Source organism: Micromonospora sp. LZ37, assembly GCF_059359015.1.
In genome coordinates this window covers 532,724-558,952 of record NZ_JCADBL010000002.1, presented here as the reverse complement: position 1 = coordinate 558,952, position 26,229 = coordinate 532,724, and the positions used below count along the sequence as shown (strand labels likewise).

Sequence of the window (26,229 nt, the reverse complement as noted above, 5' to 3'; positions counted from 1 at the left end):
CGAGCCGGTTGCGCCAGCCCCCTACCGTTGTCGGGCATGGAAGCGGGCGAGGCGGCGCACTCGGTCGCCGACGAGCGGCTGGTGACGTTGCGACGGTGGTGGCGGTTGCCGACCCCGGTCCGCCGGGAGGTCGTCACGCTCAGCCGGGCCCGGCGGCACCACCCGGACGACGAGGTCGCCTGGGTCGCGTGGCGGTGGGCGCAGGTGGTGCTGCCGCCGGGCGCCCCGGAGCCGGGTCGGGCCCGCAACATCGCCAGCGCCTTCGGCTTCTGGCTCGCGCTGCTGGTCGGCCTCCTGGGCGACGACCCGACCGACCCGCCCGCGCCGCACTGGCTGGACCGCCGTCGGGCCCGGCGGCTCCTGCGGCTGGGACCCCCGTTCCGCTGACGACGTTCAGCCCTCGGCGAGCAGCCGGTCGCGGACCTGGCGGCGCAGCACCTTGCCGATCGGCGAGCGGGGCAGTTCGTCGACCACGACCACCCGCCGCGGCACCTTGTAGCCGGTGAGGTGGTGGCGGCAGCTGCTCCGGATGTCGTCGGGCTCGGCGTCGGCCCCTTCGTCCAGCTCGACCGCGGCGACGACGTCCTCACCGCCGTGCTCGCCGGGCAGACCGACCGCGGCGGCCTCCCGCACCCCGGGGACCCGGCGCAGCGCCTCCTCCACTTCCGACGGGTAGACGTTGAACCCGCCGGCGATGATCATCTCCTTGATCCGGTCGACCACGGTGACGAAACCGTCGGAGTCCATCACCACCACGTCCCCGCTGCGCACCCAGCCGTCCGGCAGCAGGGCCGCCGCGGTCTCCTTCGGACGGTTCCAGTAACCGGAGAAGACCTGCGGCCCCCGGACCAGCAACTCGCCGGCCTCACCCGCGGGGCGGACCCGGGCCGGGTCCTCGGGGTCGACGACCCGGACCTCGGTGGAGGGGAAGGGCAGCCCGACCGTGCCCGGCCGCCGGGCGGGAGAGATCGGGTTGGCGAGCGCCACCGGGGAGGTCTCGGTCATGCCGTACCCCTCGACCAGCAGGCCGCCGGTGACCGACTCCCACAGCTCGACCGTGGCCGGCGGCAGGGCCATCGCGCCGGACAGGGCGTACCGGATGGGGCTGAGGTCCACGCCGCGTTCGCGGGCGGCGGTGGCGAGCTTCTCGTAGATGGGTGGCACCGCCGGCAGGAACGTCGGCGGGCGGCGGCCGATCGCGGCCAGGACCTTGTCGAGGTCGAACTTGGGGAAGAGCACCAGGGTGGCGCCGACGCTCACCGAGAAGGTCAGGCAGAGCGTCAGCCCGTAGGCGTGGAACAGCGGCAGGACGGCGTAGAACGTCTCCTCGCCGTCGCGCAGCCAGGGCACCCAGGCGCGACCCTGCGCGGCGTTGGCCCGCAGGTTGCGGTGGCTGAGGATCGCGCCCTTCGGGGCGCCGGTGGTGCCGCCGGTGTACTGCAGCAGCGCGGTGTCGTCCGGGCCGGGCGCCGGGTGGTCGGCGGCGAGCGGGCCGGCCGCCAGCAGCGAGTCCCAGCTCATCGCGTCCGGTGCCGGTGCGGTCATCGCCGCGCGGTGGGCGCGCGCCTTCCGCGTGGGCAGCCGCAGCGCCCAGCGCTTGAGCCGGGGCAGCGCCCGGGTGAGGTCGACCGCCACCACGGTCTCCACCGCGCCGGCCTCCCGGACCTGCGACGCCATCTTGTCCCACGCCACCGCCAGCCGCGCGCCGTGGTCGGTGAGCTGGCGGGAGAGCTCCTCCGGGGTGTAGCGCGGGTTGTGCTCGACCACCACCGCGCCGAGGCGCAGCGCGGCGTAGAAGGCGACGACGTGCTGCGGGCAGTTCGGCAGCACCAGCGCCACCCGCTCGCCCGCGCCCACGCCGAGGCGGCGCAGCCCCTCCGCCACCCGCGCCACCTGAGCGTCCAGCTCGGCGTACGTGGTGGTCGCACCGAAGAAGTCCAGCGCGACCCGGGGGCCGAACCGGCGGGCCGCCTCGCGGAGCAGGTCGACCAGCGAGTCGTCGGGGACGGTGATGGTGGCCGGCACGTCCGGCGGGTAGCTGCGCAGCCAGGGCCGCTCGGCGGTCAGGTCCATCGGTCCCTCCTCGCTGGTCACGCTGGCGCGGCGGGCGTACGCGACGACCGGCGCACCCCGTGACCAGCCTAATTACAGGTCGGTAACCTACGGGCCCGTACGCGGTGTCCGCACCCGGTCCAGCGCACCGCGGTGTTGTCCCGGCCCGGACGGATCGGACCTCGAGGCCGGCCTAGCGGCGGCCGGGGGGCTGGCGCCGCGCCGCCCGTCGGCCCTGAAGGAAACCCAGGACGGCGACCGCGACCAGCGCGATCCCCCCGATGATCACCAGCCAGCGGGCCGCTTCGAGGAGCAGGCCGAGCAGGAGGAGCGCGCCGCCGGCGATGCCGACGATCCAGAGCAGCGCCCGCATGTTCGCCTCCCCGGCCTCGGTTCCCGCCCGGGTCTTCCCCCTTCCGACCGGGGCCATGCCCGCCCGGGGCGGCGGATCGGCCTCAGCGGTGCGCGACGTAGACGGTGTTGGCCGACTCGCCGCCGGTGAACGGGTTGGCGAAGCGCACCACGTGCGCCTCGGAGGTCGGAAACACCTCGGCGAGCGCCGCGCCGAAGTCGGCGTCCGGCGGGTCGTCCGACCAGAGCGCGAAGACCCCTTCCGGGTGCAGCAGGCCGGCAAGCCGGCGCAGGCCCTCCGGGGTGTAGAAGGGGGCGTGGCTCGGGTGCAGCACGTTGCGCGGGGAGTGGTCGACGTCCAGCAGCACCGCGTGGAAGCGGCGGTCGGGCCGCTCCGGGTCGAGGTCACCGGCGGCGACGGCGGCGAAGAAGTCGGCCCGGACGAACCGGGTACGCGGGTCGGCGGCCAGCCCGGCGGCGAAGGGGAGCAGTTGCCGACGGTGCCAGTCGATCACGTCCTCGATCGCCTCGACGACCACCAGCGAACCGACCCGGGCGTCCTCCAGCGCCGTCCGGGCGGTGTAGCCGAGGCCGAGACCGCCTACCACCACGTCGAGGTCGTCGCCGGTCAGCGGCGCCAGGCCCAACCGGGCCAGCTCGATCTCCGCGACCGGGAAGAGGCTGGACATCAGGAACTCGTCGTCGAGCTTGACCTCGTACACGTCGACGTCGAGCGCCGGGTCGCGGCGCCGGCGCAGGCTGATGGAGCCGATCGGGGTCTCCCGCCAGGCCAGTTCCTCGAATCGCAAGCCCATCCGGCCGCCTCTCTGCCGTCGCCGTCCGTGCGGATGCTACCGGCCGGGCCGACCGGGGCCACCGCCGCGACCGGCCCGGGGCCAGGTCATCGCCGTCGGACCACCGGCTCACCCGGGCCGACGGGCGACCACCACCGTGTCCAGGGCGTCGACGGTGCCGCCCGCCACGGCCACCGGCCGGCGGGCCGTCTCCGCCCGGTCCACCCGCAGCCCGGTGAGGCCGGCGACCACCGCCTCCGGGGTGAGCAGGATCGCCGGGTCGCGGGGGCCGCCCGTCCCGACGTCGAGGTTGGCCCGGTCGTGTCCGACGACCACCACCGTGCCGCCCAACCGCAGCGCCCGGCGGGCACCGGCCAGCACGGTGGCCAGGTCGGCCGGGGGCAGGTGCAGGTAGGCGACGACCACCAGGTCGTAGCGGTCGGGCTCAGGTGCGGTCGCGGTGACGTCGGCGATCTGCCAGCGCACCGGTACGCCCCGCCGCCCCGCCAGCTGCCGCCCGCGTTCCACCGCGACCGGCGAGAAGTCCACGGCGGTGACTCGCCAGCCCCGTTCGGCCAGCCACACCGCGTTGCGCCCCTCGCCGGCGGCGAGGTCCAGCGCGTCGCCCGGGGGCAGATCGGCGGTCGTCGCCACCACGAAACGGTTCGGCTCCGCCGTCCACACCAGCTCGGCCGAGCCGGCGTACCGGGCGTCCCAGTCGTCGCTGTCCACCGACCGGTTATACGCGACGGAGCCGGTGGTGGGGGAGCCCGCCTCCCGCCGCCCCGGGGCACGGCGACGCTGGGTCAACGAGACATCGACGCAACGCATATCCTGTGCCCGGGAAATCGCCGGAAGGGACACCATGCCGTCGCGGCAGGACCAGCTCCACTCATACCAGTTCACCGTCCAACGGGCGGTCGCCGCCCTGGTGATGCGGGAGACCGACCCGGCGCAGTCGCCGTTCCGTCGGCTCGCCGGCGCCGGCCTGGCCAGCGTCCTGGTGGCGGCCATCGGGCTGGGCGGCTTCGCGCTCTACGGGCTCTTCGCCGGCGGCGGCACGAAATGGCGCGACACCGGCGCGGTGATCGTGGAGAAGGAGTCCGGCGCCCGGTTCGTCTACCGGGACGACAAGCTGCACCCGGTGCTCAACTACGCCTCGGCGCTGCTCATCGTCGGGGCGGACAGCGCCCGGACGGTGCTGGTCTCCCGCCGTTCGATCGAGGGGGTGCCGCGGGGCCTGCCGCTGGGCATCGCCGACGCGCCGGACTCGCTGCCCGCGCCGGGCCGGCTCTCCACCGCGCCGTGGACGGTCTGCTCGGTGACGGCGACCGAGGCCGACCGCCCGGCACCCCGCTCGGCGCTGCTCATCGGCCGGGACGCCGGCGGCGGGCGGCCGCTCGGCGCGGAGGGGATGCTGGTCCGGTCTGCCGACGGCACCCTGCACCTGCTCTGGCAGCAGCGGCGCTACCTGCTGCGCGACACCAGCCGGGTGCTGGCGGCGCTGGCCGCGACCCGCGAGCGGGCCGTGCCGGTGGCCCCGGCCCTGCTGAACACCCTGCCCGCCGGCGCCGACCTGACCCCGCCCGCCCTGGCCGGCCTGGGGGAGCCCTCGGCGCAGGTCTCCGGCGCCAGGGTCGGCGACGTGCACCTGGTCCGCAACTCCGGCGGCGGCCGGCAGTACGCGGTCGCCGCCCGCGACGGCCTCGCCGGCATCACCGAGTTGCAGGCGGCCCTGCTGATGGCCCGGACCGGGCAGGGCGAGCCGACGCCGATCACCCTGGGTCGGTTCGCCGCGCTGCCGAAGCTGCCGGACCTGGTGCCGAGCGGTCCGGCCGCCCCGCCGCCCTCCCCGCCCCGGCTGGCCGCGGCCGACGGCGGCGCCCTCTGCACCCGGGTCGGCGACGACGGTGAGGTGCGCGACGTCCGGGTCGGCGCCGCGGTGCCGGACCTGACCGCCGCCGGCCGCACCGTCGCCCCCGCCGGCCGGGGCGGGGTGCTCGCCGACCACGTGGTGGTCGAGCCGGGCCGGGGCGTGGTGGTCGAGTCCGTCGCCGCGCCCGGGGCCACCGGCGGCGCGGTCTCCGTCGTCACCGACCTGGGCCGGCGGTACGTCCTCACCGGCGGCGACGTGCTCGGCATGCTCGGCTACCGGGACGTGCGGCCGGTGCGGCTTCCCGCCGCCCTGGTGAGCCTGGTGCCCGCCGGCAGCGCCCTCGACCCGGCCACCGCCCGGGCCGTCGCCGCCCCGGCCTGACCAGCCGGCGGCCACCGCGGCGAGCCGGTCCCGGGCTGCCCGTCGCGGTGCGGTCAGTCGGCGGGGCGGCGCAGCACGGTGACCGCGAAGTCCGCGTCCTCCCGCCAGGGCCGCAGGTCCCAGGTGGCGAAGCGGTGCTCGCGGCGCAGGCCGGCGGCGACGGCGTCGCCGTCGAAGTCCTCGATCCGGTAGCCCCGGTCGAGACCGAAGCCGACCAGCACCACGCCGTCGGGGCGCAGGTGGGCGGCGACCCGGGTGAGCACGGCGGCTTCGGTGCCGGCGGCGACGAAGGCCATCACGTTGCCGGCCACCACGGCCGCGTCGAAGGGTTCCGGCTCGCCCGCCGCGGCGAGGTCCAGCTCGGCGAGGTCGCCGACCAGCCAGCGCGGCCCGGGATGGTCGGCCCGGGCGGCCTCGACCAGCGCCGGATCGGCGTCGACCCCGACCACCTGGTGGCCGCGGGCGGCGAGCGCCGCCCCGACCCGGCCGGTGCCGCAGCCCGCGTCGAGGATCCGCGAGCCCGGCGGCACCATGGCGTCGACCAGCCGGGCCTCGCCGGCGAGGTCCGCCCCCTCGGCGGCGAGTTTGCGGAAGCGGTCGATGTACCACTGCGAGTGCCCGGGACCGGTCTCGGTCGCCCAGCGGGTCGGGTTGGCCATGCCGCCACGGTAACCGGCGCGCCGCCGCCTTACGCGCCGCTCCGGGCAGGGGGGACCGCCGTCACGGCCCGGGGCGGCGGGTGACCGCCGCCCCGGACCGGTCAGCCCTTCTCGGCGCCCGCGGTGAGGCCCTCGGTGAGCAGCCGTTCGCTGGCGAAGAAGAGCAGCACGATGGGCAGGGTGAGGATCACCGAGCCGGCCATCAGCACGGTCTTGGGCACCTCCACCCCGTCGGCGAGCAGCGACAGCCCCAGCGAGACGGTCCACCGGTTGGGCTTGTCGACCAGGAAGAGCAGGGCGAAAAGGAACTCGTTCCAGGCGATCATGAAGTCGTAGAGCGCGACCGCCATGATCGACGGGGCGGCCAGGGGGAGGCTGACCCGGCGGATGATGCCGAGCCGGCCGGCCCCGTCGATGGCCGCGGACTCCTCCAGGCTGATCGGGATGGTCTCGAAGTAGTTCTTCAGCATGTAGACCGAGACCGGCAGGGTCTGTGAGATGTAGACCAGCACCAGCCCGAACAGCGACCCGCGTAGTCCGGCCCGGGTGAAGACCACGAAGAGCGGGATCGCGATGACGATCGACGGGAACAGGTAGACCGCCAGGAACAGCACGTTGACCTGCCGGCGGCCGAAGAACCGCAGCCGGGAGACCGCGTACGCGCCGGGGATGGCGACGATCAGCGTCAGCGCCGTGGCCGCCACGGCGACCAGGCCGCTGTTGCGGATGAAGGTGAGGAAACCCTGGCCGCCGTCGTCGACGGACCTGAGGACCTCGGTGTACGTGTCGACGGTGAACTCGCTCAGCGGCACCCAGAGCGAGCCCGGGTCGAGCAGCAGCCGCTCGATCGGGCGCACCGAGAGCACCAGCATGTACCAGAAGGGCAGCACGGTGACGAGCAGGAACGCCGCGACCACCACCCGGCGTACCCACCGCAGCGAGACGGTCTCGATCTGGTCGCGGTCCATCACCCCTCCTGCCGTGCGGTGAAGAAGCGCAGGTAGATCGCCACGAAGACGATCAGCACCACGGCCAGCACGACCGCCTGCGCCGACGCCGCGCCGATGTCGGTCCGGGCGGTGAGGAACTGGTAGACCCGGACGCTGACCACCTCCGTCCCGGCCGAACCGCCGGTGAGCAGGTAGACGTCGTCGAACTTGTTGAAGGTCATGATGAACCGCAGCACCGCGAGCAGGGCGATCACCGGGAGCAGTTGGGGCAGCAGGATGTGCCGGAACCGTTGGGTCGGGGTGGCGCCGTCCACCCGGGCCGCCTCCTCCAGCTCCCCGGGGACGGCCTGGAGCCGGGCGAGCAGGAACAGGAAGGCGAACGGGAAGTACCGCCACGCCTCGAACGCGACCACCGTGGTCAGCGCGGTCGAGTCCTGGGTCAGGAACGGGATCGGTGCGTCCCAGCCGAGGAACCGCTGGCCCCAGTTGTTGACGATGCCCAGCTGCGGGTCGAGCATCACCTGCCAGACGAACGCCACCGCCACCACCGGCGCCACGTACGGCAGCAGCATCGACGCGCGGACCAGGGTGCGGCCCTTGAACGGACGGCGGACCGCCAGCGCCGCGGCCAGGCCCAGCGCGATCGAGCCGCCGGTGCCGCCCAGGCTGTAGAGGACGGTGGTCCAGAGCGTGTCGGCGAAGCCGGGAGTGTTGAGCACCCGCTCGAAGTTGTCCAGCGTCAGCTCACCGAAGAGCCCGGTCTTGCGCAGGGTGGCCAGGCGTACCCGCTGGAAGGCCAGCACCACGGTCCAGACGATCGGGATGCCGATCACCGCGACCACGACGAGCAGGGTCGGCGCGACCAGCGCGAGCCCGGCGCGGGACTCCCGCCGGCGCAGGGTGAGCGGGCGTTTGCGGCCGGAGCCGGGCCGCTCCCGGGTGGGGGAGCGGCCGGCCTCCGGCGGTGCGGTGGTCAATTGACGCCCGCCTTGATGGCCTCCACGTCCTTCTTGGCCCGGGCGGCGGCCGCGCCCGCGTCGGTCTTGCCGCCGACGACGTCCGCGAGGGCCTTGGGTACGGGGAGTTCACCGAGGATCGCGCCGACCAGCTTGCCCTGGCCCTGGGTCAGGCCCCAGCGCTGGAAGGTGTCCGGGCTCTTGCGCAGGTTGGCCAGCACCTCGTCGCCGTACACCTCGGAGAGTGGCTTCTTCGCGTCCACCCCGGCCTGGCTGGTGTTCCAGGCGGTGAGGAACTTCTCCTTCTCCTCGGCGGTGCCCTTGCGGACCGGGAAGCGTCCCTCGGGGGACATCCCGAACCAGCGGGGGTAGCCGTCGGAGAGCATGAACTCGACGAAGGAGCGGGCCGGGTCGGTGGCGGCGCCGTCGAGCACCGCCCAGGAGCTGATCTCGCCGTACTGGGCCGGCTCGGCGCCGTTCGGGCCCTTGATCGCGGTGACGAAGCCGCTGTGCTCCTCCAGGAAGCTGGGGTCCCGCTGGCACTGCGGGCAGGTCGGCTTGGCGTCGTTGCGCAGGCCGGCCAGCTCGTCGAGGATGAACGGCGACCAGATCAGCATGGCCGCCTTGCCGGCGAAGTAGGTGGCCCGGGTGGTGTCCACGTCCTGCGCGCCCTTGACCGAGTGGTTCCGCATCAGGTCGCCGTAGAAGCGGAAGGCCTCGACACACTCCGGCGAGTCCAGTTTCACGGCGCCGGAGTCGTCGGTGAGCTGGCAGTTGTTGGCCAGGGCCAGGTGCTCGAAGGTCTGCTGGGTGAAGACGTCGCCGGGGGCCGTGGCGGCCGTGATGCCGGCGACGCCGTTGCGGTTGAGGGTCCGCGCGGCGTTGGTGATCTTCTCGTACGTGTCCGGTACCGGCAGGCCGGCGGCGTCGAAGAGATCCTTGCGGTAGACCAGCAGCTGTCCCCACCCGTCGCTGGGGACGGAGAGCTGCTTGCCGTCGTCGGAGGTCAGCTCCAGGGCGCGGGGGGAGAAGGTGTCCCGTCCCAGCTTGTCGACGATCTCCTTGTTGGCGTCGGGGTGCAGCAGTTCGTTGCCGGCGAGGGTGCGGATGCCGGCGAGCGACACGGACCCGACCACGTCGGGCAGCTCTCCGGCGGCGGCGCTGGAGGCGATCAGGGAGGGGAACTGGTCCTCGTTGACGGTGACCAGGTTGACCTTGACGCCGGTCTTGGCGGTGTAGTCGGCGATGATCGCCTTGGTGGCGGCGACCCGGTCGGCCACGTCCTCCAGGCTCCACACGGTTATTTCTGAACTGTCGCTTTTCGACTTGTCGTCGCTGCAGGCCAGCAGGCTCGCCCCGGTTACTGCCATGATCAGGGTGGCGGCCAGCATCCGCATCGGAGGGGTTGACATCGGTGGCACTCCTCTCGAAGAGGTACATGAGGGATTCAACGTGCTGGATTGATCAATTACAAGACATATAACGATTTTTTGTTAAGATTGAGCCCGGTACGTCCCGGGAGTGACGTCATGGGCAACTGGGTTGTCTCTCTGGCCGGGCCGCGGCGCGTCAGCCTCGAGCCCTGCCCCTCCGATCCGCTCGGCCCCGGGCAGGTCCGGGTCCGCACCCGCTACTCCGGCATCTCCGCCGGCACCGAGCTCACCCTCTACCGGGGCAGCAATCCCCGGCTCAGCAAGGACTGGGACGACGTCACCCGGATGTTCGTCCCCCGCCAGACCCCCGTGCCGTACCCGCTGGTCGGCTTCGGCTACGAGGAGGTCGGCGAGATCGTCGAAGTCGCCCCGGACGTCGCCGACCGACATCCCGGCCAGCTCGTCTGGGGTATCTGGGGCCACCGCGCCGAAGCGGTCGTGCCCGCCGCGGGGGTCACCCCGCTCGCCCCCGGCCTCGACCCGCTCGCCGGCGTCTTCGCCCGCCCCGGGGCCATCGCGCTGACTGCCGTCCTCTCCGGCGACCTGCACCTCGGCGACTGGGCCGGGATCTTCGGACAGGGCGTCATCGGCCTGCTCGCCACCCGGCTCGCGGTCCTCTCCGGGGCCCGGGTGGTCGCCGTCGACCGGGTGCCCACCCGGCTGGAGACGGCCGCCCGGCTCGGCGCCCGGCTCACCGTCGACGCCGGCGTCGAGTCCGCCGCCACCGTGCTGCGCGAGGTCACCGAGGGCCGGGGCGCCGACGTCTGCCTGGAGCTGTCCGGGGCCTACCCGGCGCTGCACGAGGCGATCCGGGCCACCACCCACGCCGGGCGCGTCGTGGCGGCCGGCTTCTACCAGGGCCAGGCCGACGCGCTCGGCCTCGGCGAGGAGTTCCACCACAACCGGATCCAACTGGTGGCGGCCCAGGTCTCCGGGCCCGCCCCGGCACCCGGTCTGGCCGGCCGGTGGTCCGGTGCCCGCATCGCCCACACCTTCATGGACCTGGTGGCCGAGGGCAGCGTCGACCCGCTGCCGCTGGTGAGCCACGTCGTGGACGCCCGCGCGGTGGCCGACGCGCTCGCGTTGCTCGACCGCGGTGCCGATGACGTTCTCCAAGTCGTGCTGAGGTTCTGATGTCGATCCCGATCGCCTGCCAGGAGCAGCTGCTCCCCGGCACCAACCTGTCCCAGAAGTTCGCTCTCGCCCGCTCGCTGGGCTACGACGGCATCGAGCTGCGCGGCCGGGGTGACCTGGCCTTCGCCCGGCGGCTGCCGGAGCTGCGCCGGGCCCGCGCCGAGGGCGTGGTCATGCCGACGGTCTGCGTGGAGATGGACCACTTCATCGGCGACTTCGATCCGGAACGCTCCCGCGACGCGGTGGCGAACCTGCGCTGCCAGTTGTCGGTGATCGCCGAACTCGGCGGGATCGGCGCGATGACCCCGGCCGCGTGGGGGATGTTCTCCCGCCGGCTGCCGCCGTTCGAGCCACCCCGGTCGCCCGCCGGTGACCGGCAGGTGCTCGTCGACGCGCTGGGCGCCCTCGGCGAGCACGCCCGGGCCGAGGGCGTCACCCTCTACCTGGAGCCGCTCAACCGGTACGAGGACCACATGGTGAACCGGCTCGACGAGGCGGTGACGCTCTGCGCGGCGGTGGGCCTGCCCTCGGTGCGGGTGGTCGCCGACACCTTCCACATGAACATCGAGGAGGACGACGTGCACGGCGCGCTGCGCGCCGCCGCGCCGTACCTGGGGCACGTGCAGGTCAGCGACTCCAACCGGTTCCAGCCGGGCGCCGGGCACCTGGACTGGCCCGCGCTGCTGCGTACCCTGCTCGATCTCGGCTATCCGGGCTGGCTGGCCCTGGAGTGCCGGCTGCGGGGCGACCCGGTCCGCGCGCTCCAGCAGGCGGCCACCGTGCTGCGGCACGCCCAGCCCCGGCGGGCGGCGGCGTGAGCGCCGGCACGGCCGGAGCCCCCGGCGCCGGGCCGGGCGTGGCCGCCTCCGCCGGGTCCGGACCCGCTGCCCCGACCCACGCCGAGCTGCGCCGGCTCGCCGTCGCCACCCTCGACGGCAACTGGGAGCACGACCACACGGTGCCCTCGCGCACCCTCTACCCGCACCAGTGGAGCTGGGACTCCGCGTTCATCGCCGTGGGGCTGGTCCACGTCCGCCCCGACCGTGCCTGGCGGGAGCTGCGGACCCTCTTCGCCGCGCAGTGGACCGACGGGCGGGTGCCGCACATCGTGTTCAACCCGGCGCTGCGGGTCGGCTCGTACTTCCCGGGGCCGGAGTTCTGGAACTCGGCCGCCGCCGAGGGCGCTCCCGCCGCCGCCACCTCCGGCCTCGTCCAGCCGCCGGTGCACGCCCTCGCGGCCTGGCTGGCGCACCGGCGCGCCCCCTCGGAGAAGTCGGCGCGGGCGTTGCGCCGGCTCTATCCGCGGCTGGTCGCCCAGCAGCGCTACCTGACCGTCCACCGGAACGTGGGCGGCGCCGGGCTCGCCTGCATCGTGCACCCGTGGGAGTCGGGTGTCGACAACAGCCCCGCCTGGGACGCGCCGATGGCCGCCGTGCCCGCCGACGTCGCCGTGATGCGCGCGTACCGCCGGCACGACACCGCGCACGCCGACGCCGCGCACCGCCCCACGGACCTGGACTACGCGCGGTACGTGGCGATCGTCGCCGCCTACCGGGAGGCCGGCTACCGCGACGAGGGCCTGGCCGGTCGGCACCCGTTCCTGGTGGAGTGCCCGCTGGTGAACGCGGCGCTGGGCGTCGCCGAGCACGCCCTCGCCCGGATCGCCCCGGTGGTCGGCGCGGACCCGGGCCCGCACCGGGACCGGGCGGCCCGGATCACCGAGGCCCTCGTCGACCGGCTGTACGACCGGGTAACCGGCACCTTCCACCCGCGTGACCTGCGCACCGACCGGCTGATCCCGGCACGGACAGCGCTCGGCCTGATGCCGCTCATCCTGCCCGACCTGCCCGCCCGACAGGTGACGGCGGTGGTGACCGAGGCGTGCTCGGCGCGGTTCGGGCTGTCGGCGCGGATGGACCGGCCGCTGCCCAGCCACGACCGGACCGCCCCGGACTTCGAGCCGCTGCGGTACTGGCGCGGCCCGAGCTGGATGAACCTGAACTGGCTGCTCTGGCGCGGGCTGCGCAGCCACGGCCGACCCGACCTGGCGGCCGGGCTGCGCCGGTCCATGCTGGACCTGGTGGCCACCGCCGGCTGCCACGAGTACTTCCACCCCGACACCCGCGCCGGCCTCGGCTCACCGGCCTTCAGCTGGACCGCCGCGCTCCTCCTGGACGTCCTCGCCGAGAGCTGACCCCGGCCCCGTGCCGCACTGCCGCGACTCCCGGTGCGGCCGGTCAGGCCGGGCGCAGTTCGCGCAGCAGGCGCTCCACCCGGCCGCGGATGTCGTCCCGGATCGGTCGGACCGCCTCGACGCCCTTGCCGGCCGGGTCCTCGAGCTTCCAGTCCTCGTAACGCTTGCCGGGGAAGACCGGGCAGGCGTCGCCGCAGCCCATCGTGACGATGACGTCGGAGGACTCGGCGGTGGCGTACTCCAGCAGCTTCGGCCGCTGGTCGGTGATGTCGATGCCGACCTCGCGCATGGCCGCCACGGCGGCCGGGTTGACCGTCTCGGCGGGCGCGGAGCCGGCGGAGCGGACCTCGACGGTGTCGCCGGCGAGGTGGCGCAGCCAGCCGGCGGCCATCTGGGACCGGCCCGCGTTGTGCACGCAGACGAACAGGACGCTGGGCTTGTCGCTCATGAGGTGCCTCTCGGGTACGGGTCGGTGGTGCGGTCAGGAGCGGGGATCACGGGCCAGGTCGTCGTCGGCGGGCACCACGACCTGGCCCGCGGCGTCGCCGGCGTCGGGGTAGAGCGCGGCGAGGAGGCCGACGCCGACGACCAGCCCGATCACCTGGGCGACGACGAAGCCCGCGACGGAACCGGGCGCGATGCCGGCGAAGGTGTCGGTGAACGTCCGGCCGACCGTCACCGCGGGATTCGCGAACGACGTCGACGAGGTGAACCAGTACGCGGCGCCGATGTAGGCGCCGACGGCGGCGGGCGCGACGGAGGCGCGACCGGACCGGGCGAGGGCGAAGATCAGCAGGATCAGGCCGGCGGTGGCGACGACCTCACCGAGCCAGAGGGGCCCTCCCGCGCGCTCCTTGCCGGAGAACTCCACGGCCGGCAGGTCGAACATCAGGTTCGCCAGGATCGCCCCGGCGATCGCCCCGGCGACCTGCGCCAGCGTGTAGCCGCCCAGGTCCCGGCCGGTCAGGCCGGTGCCGGACCGGCGGCCGAGGAACCAGTCCGCCGCGGAGACGACCGGGTTGAAGTGGGCGCCGGAGACCGGACCGAAGATCAGGATGAGGGCACCGAGGGCGAACGCGGTGGCGACCGAGTTCTCCAGCAGTTGGAGCCCGACGTCGTCGGGGGAGAGGGTGGCGGCCATGACGCCGGAGCCCACCACGGCGGTGACCAGCAGGGCGGTGCCGGTGAACTCGGCCAGCAGGCGCCGCCGGAGTGCGATGGTCATCAGTCTGTGCTCTCCCCTGGATGTGCCGTCCCGGGCCGCCTGTGGGCCGGGTGTGGTGGTGACGTGGTCTTGCGGAGCTACGGGCGGGTGTCGATGACGGCGGGGGCGAGCCGGTCGATGCGGTCGGCGAGGTCGGCGTAGGCCGCCTCGAAGGCCGCGTCGGTGTCGACCCGCGCCGGATCGGGCACCGACCAGTGCAGCCGGGGCCGCACCGGACCGGTGAGGTCCTCGTGGGCGTTGTCGCAGACGGCGATGACCAGGTCCTCGTCGCGAACCACGGCGGAGACGTGGGCGGTGCCGGCGGGGTCGAGAGCCAGGCCGTGCCGGTGGGCCACCGTCACCGCGCGGGGGTGCACCCGGTCGGCGGGCTTCGTGCCGGCGGAGGCGGCGGCGCTGCGGGTGCGGCGCTTCCACAGCGCGGCGGCGAGCTGGGAGCGGGCGGAGTTGTGGGTGCAGACGAAGACCACCCGGTCCACTCCGGGCAGCGGCGGCGGGGTCAGCGTGGCGAGGGCCTCCGGTCGCAGCCGCAGGTAGGTGCGCCGCCGGTCGCCCTCGGAGCGGCCCCGGACGACGAGACCGGCCTCGGTGAGCACCTTGACGTGGTGGGCGACCAGGTTGGTCGGCAGGTCGAGGGTGCGCGCGATCTCCCCGGGGGAGGCGTCGCCGAGGGTGAGCGCGTCCACCATCGCCAGCCGCGCCGGGTCGCCCAGCGCGGCGTGGATCCGGGCGCGCCCGGCCAGGGAAGAAAGCTCAGCGGTCATTGAGTCAACTATCGCTGAGTGAAACCCGGAACGTCAAGTGCGCAGGTCAGCCGGGGGTTCGACGGTGAGCAGCGCGGCGAGCCGGCGCAGGATGGCGGGCCGCGCCCGGTAGTAGACCCAGGTCCCGCGCCGCTCGGCGTCCACCAGGCCGGCCTCCCGCAGCGTCCTGAGATGGTGGGAGATGGTCGGTCCGGTGAGGTCGAAGGCGGGGGTGAGGTCGCAGACGCACACCTCGCCGCCCTCGGCGGAGGCGATCATCGACATCAGCTGCAACCGGACGGGATCCCCCAGCGCCTTGAGCGCGGGTGCGAGCGTGGCCGCGGTCTCGGCCGGCACCCGGCGCTGCGTCAGTGGAGCGCAGCAGGGCCCGTCGGCGGTGAGCGCGACGAGGGGGGCGGGCGTCGCCTGCTTCGACATGTCTCTAGGTTGACAGCCATCTAACCAATGTGCAAACGTCTGATTCGATGGACGTCGAGACAGCCGGCTCGCCGTCGCCCCCGGGTGCGCCGCCCCCGACCGAACGGAGTGGCTGATGGTCGACTTCACCGTCCGCCCGATGAGCCCCGACGACGCCGAACCGGTGTTGGCGATCTACCAGGCCGGGCTCGACGGCGGCGACGCGAGCTTCGAGACCACCGCCCCCACCTGGGCGGCGTTCGACGCCGGCCGGCTTCCCGCCCACCGCCTCGTGGCCGTCGACGGCGACCACACCCTGCGCGGCTGGGCGGCGGTCTCGCCCACCTCCGCCCGGGCGGTCTACGCCGGCGTGGTGGAGCACTCCGTCTACGTCGACCCGGCCACCCGGGGACGCGGCGTGGCGAGGCTGCTGCTCGACGCGCTGATCGCCTCCACCGAGGCGGCCGGGATCTGGACCATCCAGTCCGGGGTCTTCCCGGAGAACACCGCCAGCCTCGCGCTGCACCGGCGGGCCGGATTCCGGGTCATCGGCGTACGCGAACGGATCGGCCGCCACCACGGCCGCTGGCGCGATGTGGTGCTGCTCGAGCGCCGCAGTCCCGTCGTCTCCTGACCCGCCCCGGTCCCGCCGGCCGGGCCGATTCCGCCCCGTTGATTCGATCGTTGTCAAGACAAAGGAGTTCCGCAATGACCGTCCTGGACGAACTGCCCGTCGTGGTGATCGGCGCCGGCCCCGTGGGGCTGGCCGCCGCCGCGCACCTGCACGAGCGCGGCCTGCCCTTCACCGTCCTCGAATCCGGCGACACCGCCGGCGCCGCGGTCCGGCAGTGGGGGCACGTACGGGTCTTCTCGCCGTGGCGGTACGACATCGACGCCGCCGCCCGCCGGCTGCTCGACCAGGCCGGCTGGGTGGCCCCCGACCTCGACGCGCTGCCCACCGGCGCCGAACTCGCCGCCGACTACCTCCAGCCCCTGGCCGAGCTGCCACAGCTCAAGCCGCACCTGCGCTACGGCGCCCGGGTGGTCGCCATCAGCCGCCTCGGCCTCGACCGGCTGCGCACCGCCGGACGCGACCGCACCCCGTTCCTGATCCGGCTCGCCGATGGCGACGAACTGCTCGCCCGGGCCGTCGTCGACGCCTCCGGCACCTGGGGCCGCCCCAACGTGCTCGGCGCCTCCGGCCTGCCCGCCCGGGGCGAGAGCGACGCCGCCGCGTACCTGGAACACGCGCTGCCGGACGTGCTCGGCGTCGACCGGGACCGCTTCGCCGGCCGGCACACCCTGGTGGTCGGCGCCGGTCACTCCGCCGCCAACACCCTGCTCTCGCTGGCCGAACTGGCCGCGGCCGCCCCGGGCACCGAGGTGACCTGGGCGATCAGGTCCGCCTCGCCGACCCGTACCTACGGCGGCGGTGAGGCCGACGCCCTGCCGGCGCGCGGCGCCCTCGGTTCCCGGCTGCGCGCGCACGTGGACACCGGTCGGATCCGGCTGCTCACCGGCTTCTCCGTGCACGCCCTCACCCCCGTCGACGGTCGGGTCGCCGTCGTCGTCCGGCACGCCGACGGCAGCCAGGAGTCGGTCACGGCGGACCGTATCGTCGCCGCCACCGGTTTCCGGCCGGACCACTCGATCGCCGCGGAGCTGCGCCTCGACCTGGACCCGGTGCTGGGGGCGACCCGCGCCCTCGCCCCGCTGATCGACCCGAACGAGCACTCCTGCGGCACCGTCCCTCCGCACGGGGTGGACGAGCTCGCCCACCCGGAGGTCGGCTACTACGCGGTCGGCATGAAGAGCTACGGCCGGGCGCCGACCTTCCTCATGGCCACCGGCTACGAGCAGGTCCGCTCGGTGGCCGCCGCCCTGGCCGGCGACTGGGAGGCCGCCCGCGACGTCCGGCTCGAACTGCCCGAGACCGGCGTGTGCAACAGCGACCCCGACGACTCGGCCACCGGGGAGAGCTGCTGCGGGACCGCCCCGGCCACCGCGCCGGCCGCCCGGGGGCTGGCCACCGGCGTCGCCGGCGGGCTGCTGTCCGCGCCGCTGAACCTGGTCAGCCTCGACGCCGCCCCCGCCGACGGCCAGGTCGGTGGCTGCTGCGGCGGCTGATGCCGAGCAGCGCCGGCACGGTGCCCGCCGACCCTCGGGGCCGGCGGGCCGCCGGTCGCCCCTCGTACGCCCTACAGTGAGGGGCCCGTCCGAGCCCGAGGAGCACCGTGGCCACCATCGACAAGATCGCGTGGATCCGGATCGAGGGCGGGCGGATCCTCAGCACCCGCTCCCGGGGTCGGGACGTCTGGTACCTCCCCGGAGGCAAGCGGGAACCCGGCGAGAGCGACCTGGACACGCTCGCCCGGGAGATCGCCGAGGAGCTGCGGGTGGTGATCGCGCCGGGAACGGCCGTCCACGTCGGGACCTTCGCGGCGCAGGCGCACGGCCACCCGGACGGCGTGCTAGTGCGGATGACCTGCTACACCGCCGACCATCGGGGCGTGCCCCGACCCGACCACGAGATCGAGGAGGTGGCCTGGCTCGGCTACGCCGACCGGGACCGGGTCTCCCCGGTCGACCAGGTCATCTTCGACCACCTGCGGCGACGGTCCCTGCTGACCTGAGCCGGCGCGACGTGCCCGGCCGGCCCCGGTCGGCCGGCCGCCGGTCGCCCGCGCCGGTCGTTTGTGCCCGCGCCGAGCGGGTAACCGCGCGGCGGCGTCCGGCCGGGGTGGCCGGGGCCGGAGGAGGACCGGTGCGCTTTCCGCTCTTCGTCGACGCCGTCGCCCGCCGGGCCGAGCTGCCGCGGGACACGGCCGCCTCGATCGCCCGGGCCGTGCTGGTGACGCTGGCGGAACGGGTCAACGCCGACGAGGCCGACCACCTCTCCGCCCAGCTCCCCGACGAACTGGGCGCCTACCTGACCGGCCCGCCGGCCCCGCCGCCGGACGCCCGCCCGGCCGGTCCCGGCACCGCCGCCGCGTACGGGCCGGTGGAGTTCGTGCACCGGGTGGCCGCCCGGGCCGGCGTCGACCCGGCCGTCGCCCAGGTCGGGGTACGGGCGGTCTTCGCCACCCTCCGGGAGGCGGTCACCGTCGGCGAGTTCGAGGACCTGGTGGCGCAGCTGCCGGGCCGGCTCGGCAGCGACCTCGACCCGCCGCCCGGCACGGTCCACTGAGTCACCACGCCTCGGGCGGGTCGGCCAGGTCGGCCGCCGACGGCTCCTCCGGTTCGGCGACCCAGGCGGAGAAGACGGGCACCCCGTGCCACGGCCCGACCCGGTCGCCCCGGCGGTCGGTCGCCAGCGCGACCACCGCGTACGGGTGACCGAAGCGCAGCTCGGCGGTCCGGGCGACCCCCACCGGCGGCAGGCTGGTCAGCGCGAACGCGCCGGTCACCGCGGCCGCCTCGAAGCCGTACCGGCCGTACCGGGCCGCCGCCGCCTGCCGGGCCTCGACGCCCAGCTCCCGCCCGAGCAGGCCGGCCACCGTCCGGGCCACCGCCGGGAAGCCGAGCGCGGGGGCGCTCAGGTCGTGTTCGTCCCGCGCCGACCAGCAGGGCAGCACCGCGGTGTGCCGTTCCTCCCGGCCGTCCGGGGCGTTGGTGCGGACCGACTCCTCGCGCAGCGACCAGAGCGGGCCGTCGCCGAGCGGCAGGTCGAACAGGGCACGCCGGTTGGTCGGCGCCCCGTCGACCGCCGTCGCGCCCACCTCGTACGCGGCGCTGAGCACGTCGACCGGCGGCACCTGCGGGTCGGCGGCGACCGACACCACCACCAGTCCCGCGCCACCGGATTCGAGCGGCCGGGCGCCCGCGCGGTGCACCGCGACGTCGCCTGCCGCGCCCGTCGCCGCGATCCAGGCCCGGTGACCGGCCGCCGGCGTACGCAGTACCCGGCCCAGCCGGCCGGCCCAGGCGCTCCCCGCGCCCAGCGCCGCACCGGGCACCAGGTCGAAGGGCTCGGCCCAGGAGATCCGGGTGGCCAGCGCGCTGGCCAGTGCCAGCGCCACCTGCGGGGTCAGGGTCAACGGGAACCGCTCGACCAGCCCCAGGGTGTGCTCGCGGGCCCAGGCGTCCAGCCCCGCCTGGTCCGGCAGCGGGCCGGTCCGCGTCGACCGGGGCAGGCCCCGCCGCCAGTCGTCCAGCTGGCCGGTCTCCTGACCGGGCCGGTGCCAGACGGCGGTGGCGGACGGCACCAGCGGGTGCGGCTGCTCCAGCAGCGCGGCGGCGGTCGCCGCGGCCGAGTCGGCGTCCATGCCGAGTGCGTCGTCGAGTTCCTTCCGGACGGGACCGGTGGCGGCCGGCGCGGTGAGCGCCAGCAGCAGCCAGGCCCCGAGCGGGGAGGCGACGTGGTGCCGGTCGCCGATGTCGGCGTGCAGCCGGGCGGCGTAGCGGGCCAGCGGGGCGGACGGGATCGTGGTCATGCCCTCCACTGTGCCCACCGCGGACCCGCTCGGCACCCCGGTCAGGACCAGAGTTCGAATTCCTCGTCGATCTCCTCGCCGGCCAGGAAGCGGGTCAGCAGCGCCGGCAGCCGACCCGGGTAGAAGCGCCCGTCGCTCGTCACCACCTCCTCGACCGGCCACCAGCGGAACCCGAAGTAGTCCTCCACCTCGTAGTCCAGCCGCTCGGCGCCGTTGACGTCCGGGCCGGGGACGTCCAGCCGTACCGTCATCACCACCTCGTCCTGGAGGTGGCGCAGCTGCCGGTGGATGAAGCTGGCCCGCCGCCGCCAGGACGGCGGGCCGAGCCGGGCGGCGGTGATCGCGATGCCGGCCTCCTCGCGCAGCTCCCGCACCGCCGTCTCGGCGTAGGTCTCCCCGGGGTCCATCCCGCCGCCCGGCAGCTCCCACCAGGTGCCCAGCCGGGGGTGGTCGGGGTCGCGGGTGTGGAACAGCAGGATCCGGCCGTCCCGGTCGCGCACCACCAGCCGGACGGCGGTGCGCTCGACGATCGGCAGGTCCCTCGGCAGCTCGATCACGTGTCTCCTTCGGGTGGTCCACCGCGCCGTCGGTGGTGGGCGGGCTCGGCGATGCCGGCCGGGCTGCCCGGCGGAGACCGCCGGGGCCATTCTCGCCCGTCCGGCGGGCCGTCGTCCCGGCTCGGCACCGTTGACGCGGACGACGACCGCCTGATCGGCCCGAGTTGCCGTGGGCGGACCCGGGCTGACCTGCGCACCACGTCCGGCACGGCCACCGATGGGGGACGCGTGCGGTCAGTCCGTGTCGGCGCCGACCGCGGCGGCCAGGGCGGGTGACAGCGGGTAGGGCCGCTCCGGCGGCAGCGCCGCCGCCGCGCCGTCGTCGTCCCCGGCGTCGAGCAGGGCGCGGATCTCCCGCGCCGTGGCGGTGACGTCGGTCAGGCCGACCAGCCACTCGTCGACGTACCGGTCGGCCGCCGCGCCGGAGAGGCCGAGCTGCAGCGAGCGGTACGGCAGCGGAGCCAGCCGCAGTGACCGCTCGGGGTCCCACTGCACCCGCACGTCGCTGCCCCGCAGGCGGCGGGCCCAGTCGGCGCGGTCGGTGTGCCACCGCGGCTCGTAACCGCTCAGGCAGGCCCGGCCCAGCGCCCACTCCAGGCCGGGCCGGGTCATCTCGACCGCCAGCACCCGCTCCTGGCCGGGCTTGGTGGCCCAGCCGCTGCGGTACATCAGCCACCGGAAGGACGGCTTGATCCAGGTCATCCGCCCCCGGCGGAACGGCGGCACGAAGCGGCCGGCGGCCAGCGCGGCCTCCGCGATCTCCGGCGGGTACGCCTGGTACACGGTGACGGTCTCATCGGTGTAGTGGGCCCGGATCTGCCGTGGGGGAACGCTCACCCCGGGATCTTCACCGTGCCGGCCGGGTGGCGTCCACCGGATTCGGTCCACCGCGCGGGGCGGCGTGGCACCCGGTGCGGCTAGGCTGCCGCCGTGGCAGGTCTGTTGAGAAACGTCGCCGCCCGGCTCGGCCGGGTCACCGGGACGGTGGCCGCGCCGGCCCGCACCGGCGGCCCGATCCCGGCCCAGGTGGCCCGGCGGCGTCAGGTCGGCGCGCTGCAGCGCCGGGAGTTGACCTACGCCCCGGAGCTGGACGGCCAGGCCGACCCGGGCGAGATCGTGTGGACCTGGGTGCCGTACGAGGACGACCCCCGGCAGGGCAAGGACCGGCCGGTGCTCGTGGTCGGCCGGCACAGTCGGACCCTGTTCGGCCTGATGCTCTCCAGCCAGAGCGAGCGCGACGGCCAGCGGCACTGGTTGGCGCTCGGGCCGGGGGAGTGGGACCGGGACAATCGTCCCAGCTGGGTGCGGCTGGACCGGGTGCTCACGATGCGGGAGGACAGCATCCGGCGCGAGGGCGCGGTGCTGGACCGGGGTCGCTTCGACCGGATCGGCCGCGCGCTGCGCGCCGGCTACGGCTGGCGCTGACCCGTCCCGGCGACGGCCGGGGCGGCGGCGCGGTCAGCACTCGGCGAGGCGCGCCGAGTCGAGCAGTTGACGGGGTGACCGGCGGGCGGTGACGCCCTTCGCCCGGTACATCGCCGCGTCCGCCCGGCACAGCGCCTCGGTGAGCTGGGTCGGCCCGGTGACCGGGGCGAGCCCGACGGAGGCGGTGACCCGGATGCTGCGCCCGCCCAGCGGGATCGGCGCGGCCATCGCCTCGCAGAGCCGCCGGGTGGCGTGCTCGATCCAGCGCCGGTCGACCGACGGGCTGGCGAGCAGACCGGCGAACTCGTCGCCGCCGAGGCGGGCGACCGGGTTGTCCCCGGCGAACGCGGCCAGCCGCTGGGCGACGTTGATCAGCACCTGGTCACCGGCGGCGTGCCCGTAGCGGTCGTTGACCTGCTTGAAGTCGTTGAGGTCGAGCACCACGGCGATCAGCGGCCGACCGCCCGGGTCGGTGAGCAGGGCGGCGGCCAGCCGGTAGAAGGCCCGGCGGTTGGGCAGCCCGGTGAGCGGGTCGTGGCTCGCGGCGTGCCGCTCGGCGGCCAGCTCGGCCTGTAGCTGCTCGATCTCCGCCTCGGCGCGCAGGGCGCGCTGGCGCAGCTGCCACACCGAGACGAGCGCCCCCGCCGCGGAGAGGCCGGATGCGACGGTCAACGGATCCGGCACGAGCCCTCCCTCGCGGCATCGGTGGACGGCCGGAGCGGTGGTCGGCCGATGCGCGCGGTGCCGTGCCGTCGTTTCACAGGTGGCCGGCCCGAGCAGGGTCACCCACAGTGAACGGATGGGCACCGCGCACGTGGGCTATCATGCTCGCTGTCCGATGCAGATGCAATAGCAGATGCACGTGCAGACGGCCCGTGCGGATGTCGCGGCCACCCGCCACACCACCTCCCCCACGCGACACCCGGACGGCTCTTCACAGAAAGACGCCCCATGCGACAGCCTCAGAACGGCGTTCCCGCCACCCAGCTGCCCCCGTTGCGGTGGCAGAAGAGCCGGCGGAGCAATCCCAGCGGCAACTGCGTCGAGCTGGCGGAACTCCCCGGCGGGGCCGGCATCGCGGTACGCAACTCGCGCCACCCGGAGGGGCCGGCGCTGATCTACACGGTGGACGAGATCGCGGCCTTCGTCCTCGGCGCCCGGGACGGGGACTTCGACCATCTGATCAACTGACCTCGATCCCGTCGGCGGGACCCTCCGTCCGTCCGGATGAGTTCTTCTCACCGTCGGTCCATGGCATGCTTACACGTTGGTCGAGGTGGGACGCCCGACCAGGGGCGAGTGGCACGCGGAGGGCGGCACGTGACGATGGTTTCCGCCGAGGGCGGTCCGGCCACCGGGCCGACCGTCCTGCGCATGCTGCTCGGCTCCCAGTTGCGCCGGCTCCGGGAGTCCAGCGGGGTCAGCCGGGAGGGCGCCGGCTGGGAGATCCGCGCCTCCGAATCGAAGATCAGCCGGATGGAGCTGGGCCGGGTCGGCTTCAAGGAGCGCGACGTCGCCGACCTGCTCACCCTCTACGGCGTCACCGCCGCCGACGAGCGCGAGGCGCTGCTCAAGCTTGCCCGGGACGCCAACAGCCCCGGCTGGTGGCACCGCTACGGCGACGTGCTGCCCAGCTGGTTCCAGTCCTACCTGGGCCTGGAGGCCGCCGCCGCGCTCATCCGCACCTACGAGGTGCAGTTCGTCCCCGGCCTGCTGCAGACCCCCGGGTACGCCCGCGCGGTCGTCCTGCTGGGCCACCGCAACGCCCCGGCCGAGGAGGTCGACCGCCGGGTCGAGCTGCGGATGCACCGCCAGCAGCTGCTGCGCCGCGCGGAGCCGCCGCAGCTGTGGGCGGTGGTCGACGAGGCCGCCCTGCGCCGACCGATCGGCGGGGCCGAGGTGATGCGTGGCCAGCTCGACGCCCTGGTGGAGGCGACCCGCTCGCCGCACGTGCGGCTGCAGATCATCCCGTTCGACGCCGGTGGCCACGCCGCGGCCGGCGGCGCCTTCACCATCCTGCGTTTCGGCGACGACGACCTGCCGGACATCGTCTACATCGAACAGCTCACCAGCGCGCTCTACCTCGACAAGCGGGAGGACCTCGACTACTACGCGGTGGCGATGGAACGCCTCTGCGTCGAGGCCGCTCCGCCGGAGCGTACGCCCGAGATCCTCACCCGGTTGCGCGACGAGCTCTACCCGGGGTGACCGTCGCCGGGGTGACGGACGAGCCCCGACTGCCTCTACCATGGTCCGCGACCGGTGAGAGTGGACGGACGCCATCGCGGCGATGGCGCGGACGTCATGGAGGCGACTGTGACCAGCGATGCCCCGGGCACCACGACGGGAACCGCCCACCCCAGCGACCGGATCGACACCTCGGTCGCGCACCCGGCCCGGCGGTACAACTACTGGCTCGGCGGCAAGGACAACTTCCAGGCCGACCGGGATTCCGGTGACGAGATGGCCGCGCACTTTCCGACCATCCGCACCAGCGCCCTGGAGAACCGCCGCTTCCTCCAGCGCGCGGTCGGCTACCTGGCCCGCGAGGCGGGCATCCGGCAGTTCCTCGACATCGGCACCGGCATCCCGACGGCGAACAACACCCACGAGGTGGCCCAGTCGATCGCCCCCGAGGCCCGGGTGGTCTACGTCGACAACGATCCGATCGTGCTCGCCCACGCCCGGGCGCTGCTGACCAGCTCCGCCGAGGGCGCCACCGCCTACATCGACGCCGACCTGCGCGAGCCGGAGAAGATCCTCGGCCACCCCGACCTGCTGCGCACCATCGACCTGTCCCGGCCGGTGGCGCTGATGCTGGTGGCGATCCTGCACTTCGTCCCCGACGGCGACGACCCGTACGCGGTGGTGCGCCGGTTGCTGGAGGCGCTGCCGCCGGGCAGCTACCTGGCCGCCTCGCACGCCACCCACGACTACCTGCCCCCGGAGGTCGCCGAGGCGGCCAGGGCGGCGGCCCGGGGCGGCGGCCCGCACGGGGTCATCAACCTGCGCAGCCTGGACGAGTTCACCCGGTTCTTCGACGGCCTGGAGCTGGTCGAGCCGGGAATCGGCTCGGTCGCCGAGTGGCGGGCCGAGCAGGAGCCGCAGCCGCGTCCCTCGGTGGTCGAGGTGAGCATGTACGGCGGGGTGGCCCGCAAGTCCTGACGCGCGGAGTCCGGGACGATCCCGGGCCCACCGCCTCATCCTCGATGCAGCAGCGGCGTCGGCTTCGGTGCCGGCGCCGCTGCTGGCTGGGGGTCCATTGTCGATTGACCGTCGCCGACCGGTCGGGGTAGTCTCTGTATCGATCCAGACTGAATCGATACAGAAGGGCCGCCGGGTGACCTCGAAGCCGACCTTGCAGGACGTCGCCACCGCGGCGGGCGTCTCCCGCAGCACCGTCTCCAACGCCTACAGCCGCCCCGACCAGCTCTCCGCGGCCCTGCGCGCCCGCATCCTCGACACCGCTCGGCAGCTCGGCTACCCCGGGCCCAACCCGACCGCCCGGTCACTGCGCCGCGGCGTCGCCGGCGCGATCGGGGTGCTCTTCACCTCCCAGCTGTCGTACGCCTTCACCGATCCCTTCGCCGTCCGCTTCCTGGCCGGCGCGGCCGGCGCGGCCGAACGGCGCGGCACCAGCCTGCTGCTCGTGCCGCTGCCCACCGACACGACGCAGGCCCGGGTGGCCGTGGAGAACGCCGCGGTCGACGGCTTCTGCGTCTACTGCGCCGCCGACGAGAGCTGGGCCCTGGACGTCCTCCGCGCCCGGGGGCTGCCGTTCGTCACCACCGCGCCCCGCGACGACGCCGGCGCCGACCCGTACGTGGGCATCGACGAGCGGGCCGCCGCCCGCTCCGTCGCCGACCACGTGGCGGCCCTCGGTCACCGGCGGGTGGCGCTGCTGGCCGAGAGCATCCTGCCCGGCGCGCCGCCGGGTCCGCTGCGGCTCGCCGAGGTCGGCGACGTGCCGCACCCCACCACCCGGGGCCGCCTCGCCGGTTTCGCCGACGCGCTGGCCGCCGTCGGGGTTGCCTGGACCGACCTCACCCTGCTCAACGCCACCGACAACAGCCGCGCCGCCGGCGCGAGGGCGGTCACCGGCACGATCACCGGTGACGACCCGCCGACCGCACTGCTGGCCTGCTCCGACGTGCTGGCGCTCGGCGTCCTCGACGCCCTCGGCGAACGCTCCGCGACGGTCTCGGTCACCGGCTTCGACGACGTCGCCGACGCCGCCGCGGCCGGCCTCACCACCGTCCGGCAGCCCGCCGAGGAGAAGGGCCGGATCGCCACCGAACTGCTGCTCGACCCGCCCACCGAGCCCGCCGCCGGGCACGTCCTGCTCCCCACCGAGCTCGTCGTCCGCACCTCCACCCGTCCCGTCCCGAGGAGTTGACCATGGAACAGCCCACCGGCTTCACCCTCGCCCTCGACGCGGTAAACCGCCACGTCAACTCGGCCCGCCCGGACGCGCCCGTACGGCCCGAACGGCCCCGACGGCACCGGCTCGCCCCCGCCCGGCTCGCCGCGGCCGGGGCGCTGCGCCGGCTGGCCGACCTGATGGAGCCCGCGCCCGTACCCGCGCCGCCCTGCCGCCCCTGAGCACCCGCCCGGGTGGTCGGCGCCACCCGGGCGGGTGACCCGTACCGGGC

General features: G+C 74.7%; 31 protein-coding genes. 15 read left to right on the top strand and 16 right to left on the bottom strand.

The window, feature by feature from the left end:
* The first annotated feature begins 36 nt into the window (after positions 1 to 36).
* Positions 37 to 387: a hypothetical protein gene (locus tag AC5L3Z_RS06750; RefSeq protein ID WP_494840355.1), complete on the top strand. Its 351-nt coding sequence runs from the start codon at positions 37 to 39 to the stop codon at positions 385 to 387.
* Positions 388 to 393: 6 nt separating this feature from the next.
* Here the strand turns inward: AC5L3Z_RS06750 and AC5L3Z_RS06745 are convergent, their stop codons facing one another.
* The 4 genes from AC5L3Z_RS06745 to AC5L3Z_RS06730 all read right to left on the bottom strand — a co-directional run bounded on the left by AC5L3Z_RS06745 (position 394) and on the right by AC5L3Z_RS06730 (position 3,929).
* The gene (locus AC5L3Z_RS06745; RefSeq protein ID WP_494840354.1) at positions 394 to 2,073 is read right to left on the bottom strand and encodes a long-chain-fatty-acid--CoA ligase; all 1,680 of its coding nucleotides are present in this window, start codon (positions 2,071 to 2,073) and stop codon (positions 394 to 396) included.
* Between the two features lie 172 nt (positions 2,074 to 2,245).
* Complete coding sequence (locus tag AC5L3Z_RS06740) at positions 2,246 to 2,425, bottom strand: hypothetical protein (RefSeq protein ID WP_494840353.1); 180 nt, start codon at positions 2,423 to 2,425, stop codon at positions 2,246 to 2,248.
* An 82-nt stretch (positions 2,426 to 2,507) separates the two neighbouring features.
* Complete coding sequence (locus AC5L3Z_RS06735) at positions 2,508 to 3,218, bottom strand: polyamine aminopropyltransferase (protein WP_494840351.1); 711 nt, start codon at positions 3,216 to 3,218, stop codon at positions 2,508 to 2,510.
* 108 nt (positions 3,219 to 3,326) lie between these two features.
* Positions 3,327 to 3,929 (bottom strand): class I SAM-dependent methyltransferase, encoded by a 603-nt coding sequence (locus AC5L3Z_RS06730; RefSeq protein ID WP_494840349.1) that lies wholly within the window; start codon positions 3,927 to 3,929, stop codon positions 3,327 to 3,329.
* 133 nt (positions 3,930 to 4,062) lie between these two features.
* On the opposite strand from AC5L3Z_RS06730, the gene eccB reads away from it, so the two are divergent.
* Complete coding sequence (gene eccB / locus AC5L3Z_RS06725; protein ID WP_494840348.1) at positions 4,063 to 5,454, top strand: type VII secretion protein EccB; 1,392 nt, start codon at positions 4,063 to 4,065, stop codon at positions 5,452 to 5,454.
* A gap of 53 nt (positions 5,455 to 5,507) precedes the next feature.
* On the opposite strand, the gene AC5L3Z_RS06720 is transcribed toward eccB, so the two are convergent.
* From AC5L3Z_RS06720 to AC5L3Z_RS06705, 4 genes are all read right to left on the bottom strand, one after another.
* On the bottom strand, positions 5,508 to 6,113 hold the full coding sequence (locus AC5L3Z_RS06720; protein WP_494840346.1) for a class I SAM-dependent methyltransferase: 606 nt from the start codon (positions 6,111 to 6,113) through the stop codon (positions 5,508 to 5,510).
* A gap of 101 nt (positions 6,114 to 6,214) precedes the next feature.
* Positions 6,215 to 7,081 carry a carbohydrate ABC transporter permease gene (locus tag AC5L3Z_RS06715; protein ID WP_494840344.1) on the bottom strand — a complete coding sequence of 289 codons (867 nt, stop codon included), beginning with the start codon at positions 7,079 to 7,081 and terminating at the stop codon, positions 6,215 to 6,217.
* Positions 7,081 to 8,040 carry a carbohydrate ABC transporter permease gene (locus AC5L3Z_RS06710; RefSeq protein ID WP_494840342.1) on the bottom strand — a complete coding sequence of 320 codons (960 nt, stop codon included), beginning with the start codon at positions 8,038 to 8,040 and terminating at the stop codon, positions 7,081 to 7,083. Before AC5L3Z_RS06710 ends, AC5L3Z_RS06715 begins: the two co-directional genes overlap by 1 nt.
* The gene (locus AC5L3Z_RS06705; protein ID WP_494840340.1) at positions 8,037 to 9,431 is read right to left on the bottom strand and encodes an ABC transporter substrate-binding protein; all 1,395 of its coding nucleotides are present in this window, start codon (positions 9,429 to 9,431) and stop codon (positions 8,037 to 8,039) included. The genes AC5L3Z_RS06710 and AC5L3Z_RS06705 overlap by 4 nt, the downstream gene beginning before the upstream one ends.
* A gap of 117 nt (positions 9,432 to 9,548) precedes the next feature.
* Here AC5L3Z_RS06705 and AC5L3Z_RS06700 point away from each other — a divergent pair, with 117 nt between their 5' ends.
* Genes AC5L3Z_RS06700 through AC5L3Z_RS06690 form a run of 3 tightly spaced genes read left to right on the top strand, consistent with a single transcriptional unit; the run spans position 9,549 to position 12,780 of the window.
* Positions 9,549 to 10,586 (top strand): zinc-dependent alcohol dehydrogenase, encoded by a 1,038-nt coding sequence (locus AC5L3Z_RS06700; protein WP_494840338.1) that lies wholly within the window; start codon positions 9,549 to 9,551, stop codon positions 10,584 to 10,586.
* The gene (locus tag AC5L3Z_RS06695) at positions 10,586 to 11,404 is read left to right on the top strand and encodes a sugar phosphate isomerase/epimerase family protein (RefSeq protein WP_494840336.1); all 819 of its coding nucleotides are present in this window, start codon (positions 10,586 to 10,588) and stop codon (positions 11,402 to 11,404) included. The genes AC5L3Z_RS06700 and AC5L3Z_RS06695 overlap by 1 nt, the downstream gene beginning before the upstream one ends.
* Positions 11,405 to 11,442: 38 nt before the next feature.
* Positions 11,443 to 12,780: an MGH1-like glycoside hydrolase domain-containing protein gene (locus AC5L3Z_RS06690; protein ID WP_494840637.1), complete on the top strand. Its 1,338-nt coding sequence runs from the start codon at positions 11,443 to 11,445 to the stop codon at positions 12,778 to 12,780.
* A 43-nt stretch (positions 12,781 to 12,823) separates the two neighbouring features.
* Here the strand turns inward: AC5L3Z_RS06690 and AC5L3Z_RS06685 are convergent, their stop codons facing one another.
* From AC5L3Z_RS06685 to AC5L3Z_RS06670, 4 genes are all read right to left on the bottom strand, one after another.
* Positions 12,824 to 13,228: an arsenate reductase ArsC gene (locus AC5L3Z_RS06685; protein WP_494840335.1), complete on the bottom strand. Its 405-nt coding sequence runs from the start codon at positions 13,226 to 13,228 to the stop codon at positions 12,824 to 12,826.
* 33 nt (positions 13,229 to 13,261) lie between these two features.
* Positions 13,262 to 14,005 (bottom strand): aquaporin, encoded by a 744-nt coding sequence (locus AC5L3Z_RS06680; protein ID WP_494840333.1) that lies wholly within the window; start codon positions 14,003 to 14,005, stop codon positions 13,262 to 13,264.
* A gap of 77 nt (positions 14,006 to 14,082) precedes the next feature.
* Positions 14,083 to 14,766, bottom strand: coding sequence for an arsenate reductase/protein-tyrosine-phosphatase family protein (locus tag AC5L3Z_RS06675; RefSeq protein ID WP_494840332.1), 684 nt, complete (start codon positions 14,764 to 14,766; stop codon positions 14,083 to 14,085).
* A 33-nt stretch (positions 14,767 to 14,799) separates the two neighbouring features.
* Positions 14,800 to 15,183 carry an ArsR/SmtB family transcription factor gene (locus AC5L3Z_RS06670; RefSeq protein WP_494840330.1) on the bottom strand — a complete coding sequence of 128 codons (384 nt, stop codon included), beginning with the start codon at positions 15,181 to 15,183 and terminating at the stop codon, positions 14,800 to 14,802.
* A gap of 115 nt (positions 15,184 to 15,298) precedes the next feature.
* Between AC5L3Z_RS06670 and AC5L3Z_RS06665 the strand changes: the two genes are divergently transcribed.
* From AC5L3Z_RS06665 to AC5L3Z_RS06650, 4 genes are all read left to right on the top strand, one after another.
* The gene (locus AC5L3Z_RS06665) at positions 15,299 to 15,796 is read left to right on the top strand and encodes a GNAT family N-acetyltransferase (RefSeq protein ID WP_494840328.1); all 498 of its coding nucleotides are present in this window, start codon (positions 15,299 to 15,301) and stop codon (positions 15,794 to 15,796) included.
* 74 nt (positions 15,797 to 15,870) lie between these two features.
* Complete coding sequence (locus AC5L3Z_RS06660) at positions 15,871 to 17,289, top strand: FAD-dependent oxidoreductase (protein ID WP_494840326.1); 1,419 nt, start codon at positions 15,871 to 15,873, stop codon at positions 17,287 to 17,289.
* A 107-nt stretch (positions 17,290 to 17,396) separates the two neighbouring features.
* A complete protein-coding gene (locus tag AC5L3Z_RS06655; protein WP_494840325.1) occupies positions 17,397 to 17,795 on the top strand; it encodes an NUDIX hydrolase in 399 nt (132 codons plus the stop codon).
* Between the two features lie 131 nt (positions 17,796 to 17,926).
* Positions 17,927 to 18,349, top strand: coding sequence for a DUF2267 domain-containing protein (locus AC5L3Z_RS06650; protein WP_494840323.1), 423 nt, complete (start codon positions 17,927 to 17,929; stop codon positions 18,347 to 18,349).
* Between the two features lies 1 nt (position 18,350).
* Here the strand turns inward: AC5L3Z_RS06650 and AC5L3Z_RS06645 are convergent, their stop codons facing one another.
* From AC5L3Z_RS06645 to AC5L3Z_RS06635, 3 genes are all read right to left on the bottom strand, one after another.
* Positions 18,351 to 19,595, bottom strand: coding sequence for a hypothetical protein (locus AC5L3Z_RS06645; protein ID WP_494840321.1), 1,245 nt, complete (start codon positions 19,593 to 19,595; stop codon positions 18,351 to 18,353).
* A gap of 41 nt (positions 19,596 to 19,636) precedes the next feature.
* Positions 19,637 to 20,152 carry an NUDIX hydrolase gene (locus AC5L3Z_RS06640; protein ID WP_494840320.1) on the bottom strand — a complete coding sequence of 172 codons (516 nt, stop codon included), beginning with the start codon at positions 20,150 to 20,152 and terminating at the stop codon, positions 19,637 to 19,639.
* Positions 20,153 to 20,386: 234 nt separating this feature from the next.
* Complete coding sequence (locus tag AC5L3Z_RS06635) at positions 20,387 to 20,989, bottom strand: DUF4291 domain-containing protein (RefSeq protein WP_494840319.1); 603 nt, start codon at positions 20,987 to 20,989, stop codon at positions 20,387 to 20,389.
* Positions 20,990 to 21,082: 93 nt separating this feature from the next.
* On the opposite strand from AC5L3Z_RS06635, the gene AC5L3Z_RS06630 reads away from it, so the two are divergent.
* Entirely contained in the window at positions 21,083 to 21,577 is a 495-nt protein-coding gene (locus tag AC5L3Z_RS06630; protein ID WP_334613557.1) for a type II toxin-antitoxin system PemK/MazF family toxin, read from the top strand.
* 33 nt (positions 21,578 to 21,610) lie between these two features.
* On the opposite strand, the gene AC5L3Z_RS06625 is transcribed toward AC5L3Z_RS06630, so the two are convergent.
* The gene (locus AC5L3Z_RS06625; protein WP_494840318.1) at positions 21,611 to 22,261 is read right to left on the bottom strand and encodes a GGDEF domain-containing protein; all 651 of its coding nucleotides are present in this window, start codon (positions 22,259 to 22,261) and stop codon (positions 21,611 to 21,613) included.
* Positions 22,262 to 22,528: 267 nt separating this feature from the next.
* On the opposite strand from AC5L3Z_RS06625, the gene AC5L3Z_RS06620 reads away from it, so the two are divergent.
* The 5 genes from AC5L3Z_RS06620 to AC5L3Z_RS06600 all read left to right on the top strand — a co-directional run bounded on the left by AC5L3Z_RS06620 (position 22,529) and on the right by AC5L3Z_RS06600 (position 26,179).
* Positions 22,529 to 22,768 carry a DUF397 domain-containing protein gene (locus AC5L3Z_RS06620; RefSeq protein ID WP_334524252.1) on the top strand — a complete coding sequence of 80 codons (240 nt, stop codon included), beginning with the start codon at positions 22,529 to 22,531 and terminating at the stop codon, positions 22,766 to 22,768.
* Positions 22,769 to 22,903: 135 nt separating this feature from the next.
* On the top strand, positions 22,904 to 23,785 hold the full coding sequence (locus tag AC5L3Z_RS06615) for a Sco1979 family transcriptional regulator (protein WP_494840636.1): 882 nt from the start codon (positions 22,904 to 22,906) through the stop codon (positions 23,783 to 23,785).
* Between the two features lie 96 nt (positions 23,786 to 23,881).
* Positions 23,882 to 24,742, top strand: a complete 861-nt coding sequence (locus tag AC5L3Z_RS06610; protein WP_334524258.1) for an SAM-dependent methyltransferase — start codon at positions 23,882 to 23,884, stop codon at positions 24,740 to 24,742.
* Positions 24,743 to 24,917: 175 nt separating this feature from the next.
* A complete protein-coding gene (locus AC5L3Z_RS06605) occupies positions 24,918 to 25,973 on the top strand; it encodes a LacI family DNA-binding transcriptional regulator (RefSeq protein WP_494840317.1) in 1,056 nt (351 codons plus the stop codon).
* 2 nt (positions 25,974 to 25,975) lie between these two features.
* Positions 25,976 to 26,179, top strand: coding sequence for a hypothetical protein (locus AC5L3Z_RS06600; RefSeq protein ID WP_494840315.1), 204 nt, complete (start codon positions 25,976 to 25,978; stop codon positions 26,177 to 26,179).
* Positions 26,180 to 26,229 lie beyond the last annotated feature (50 nt).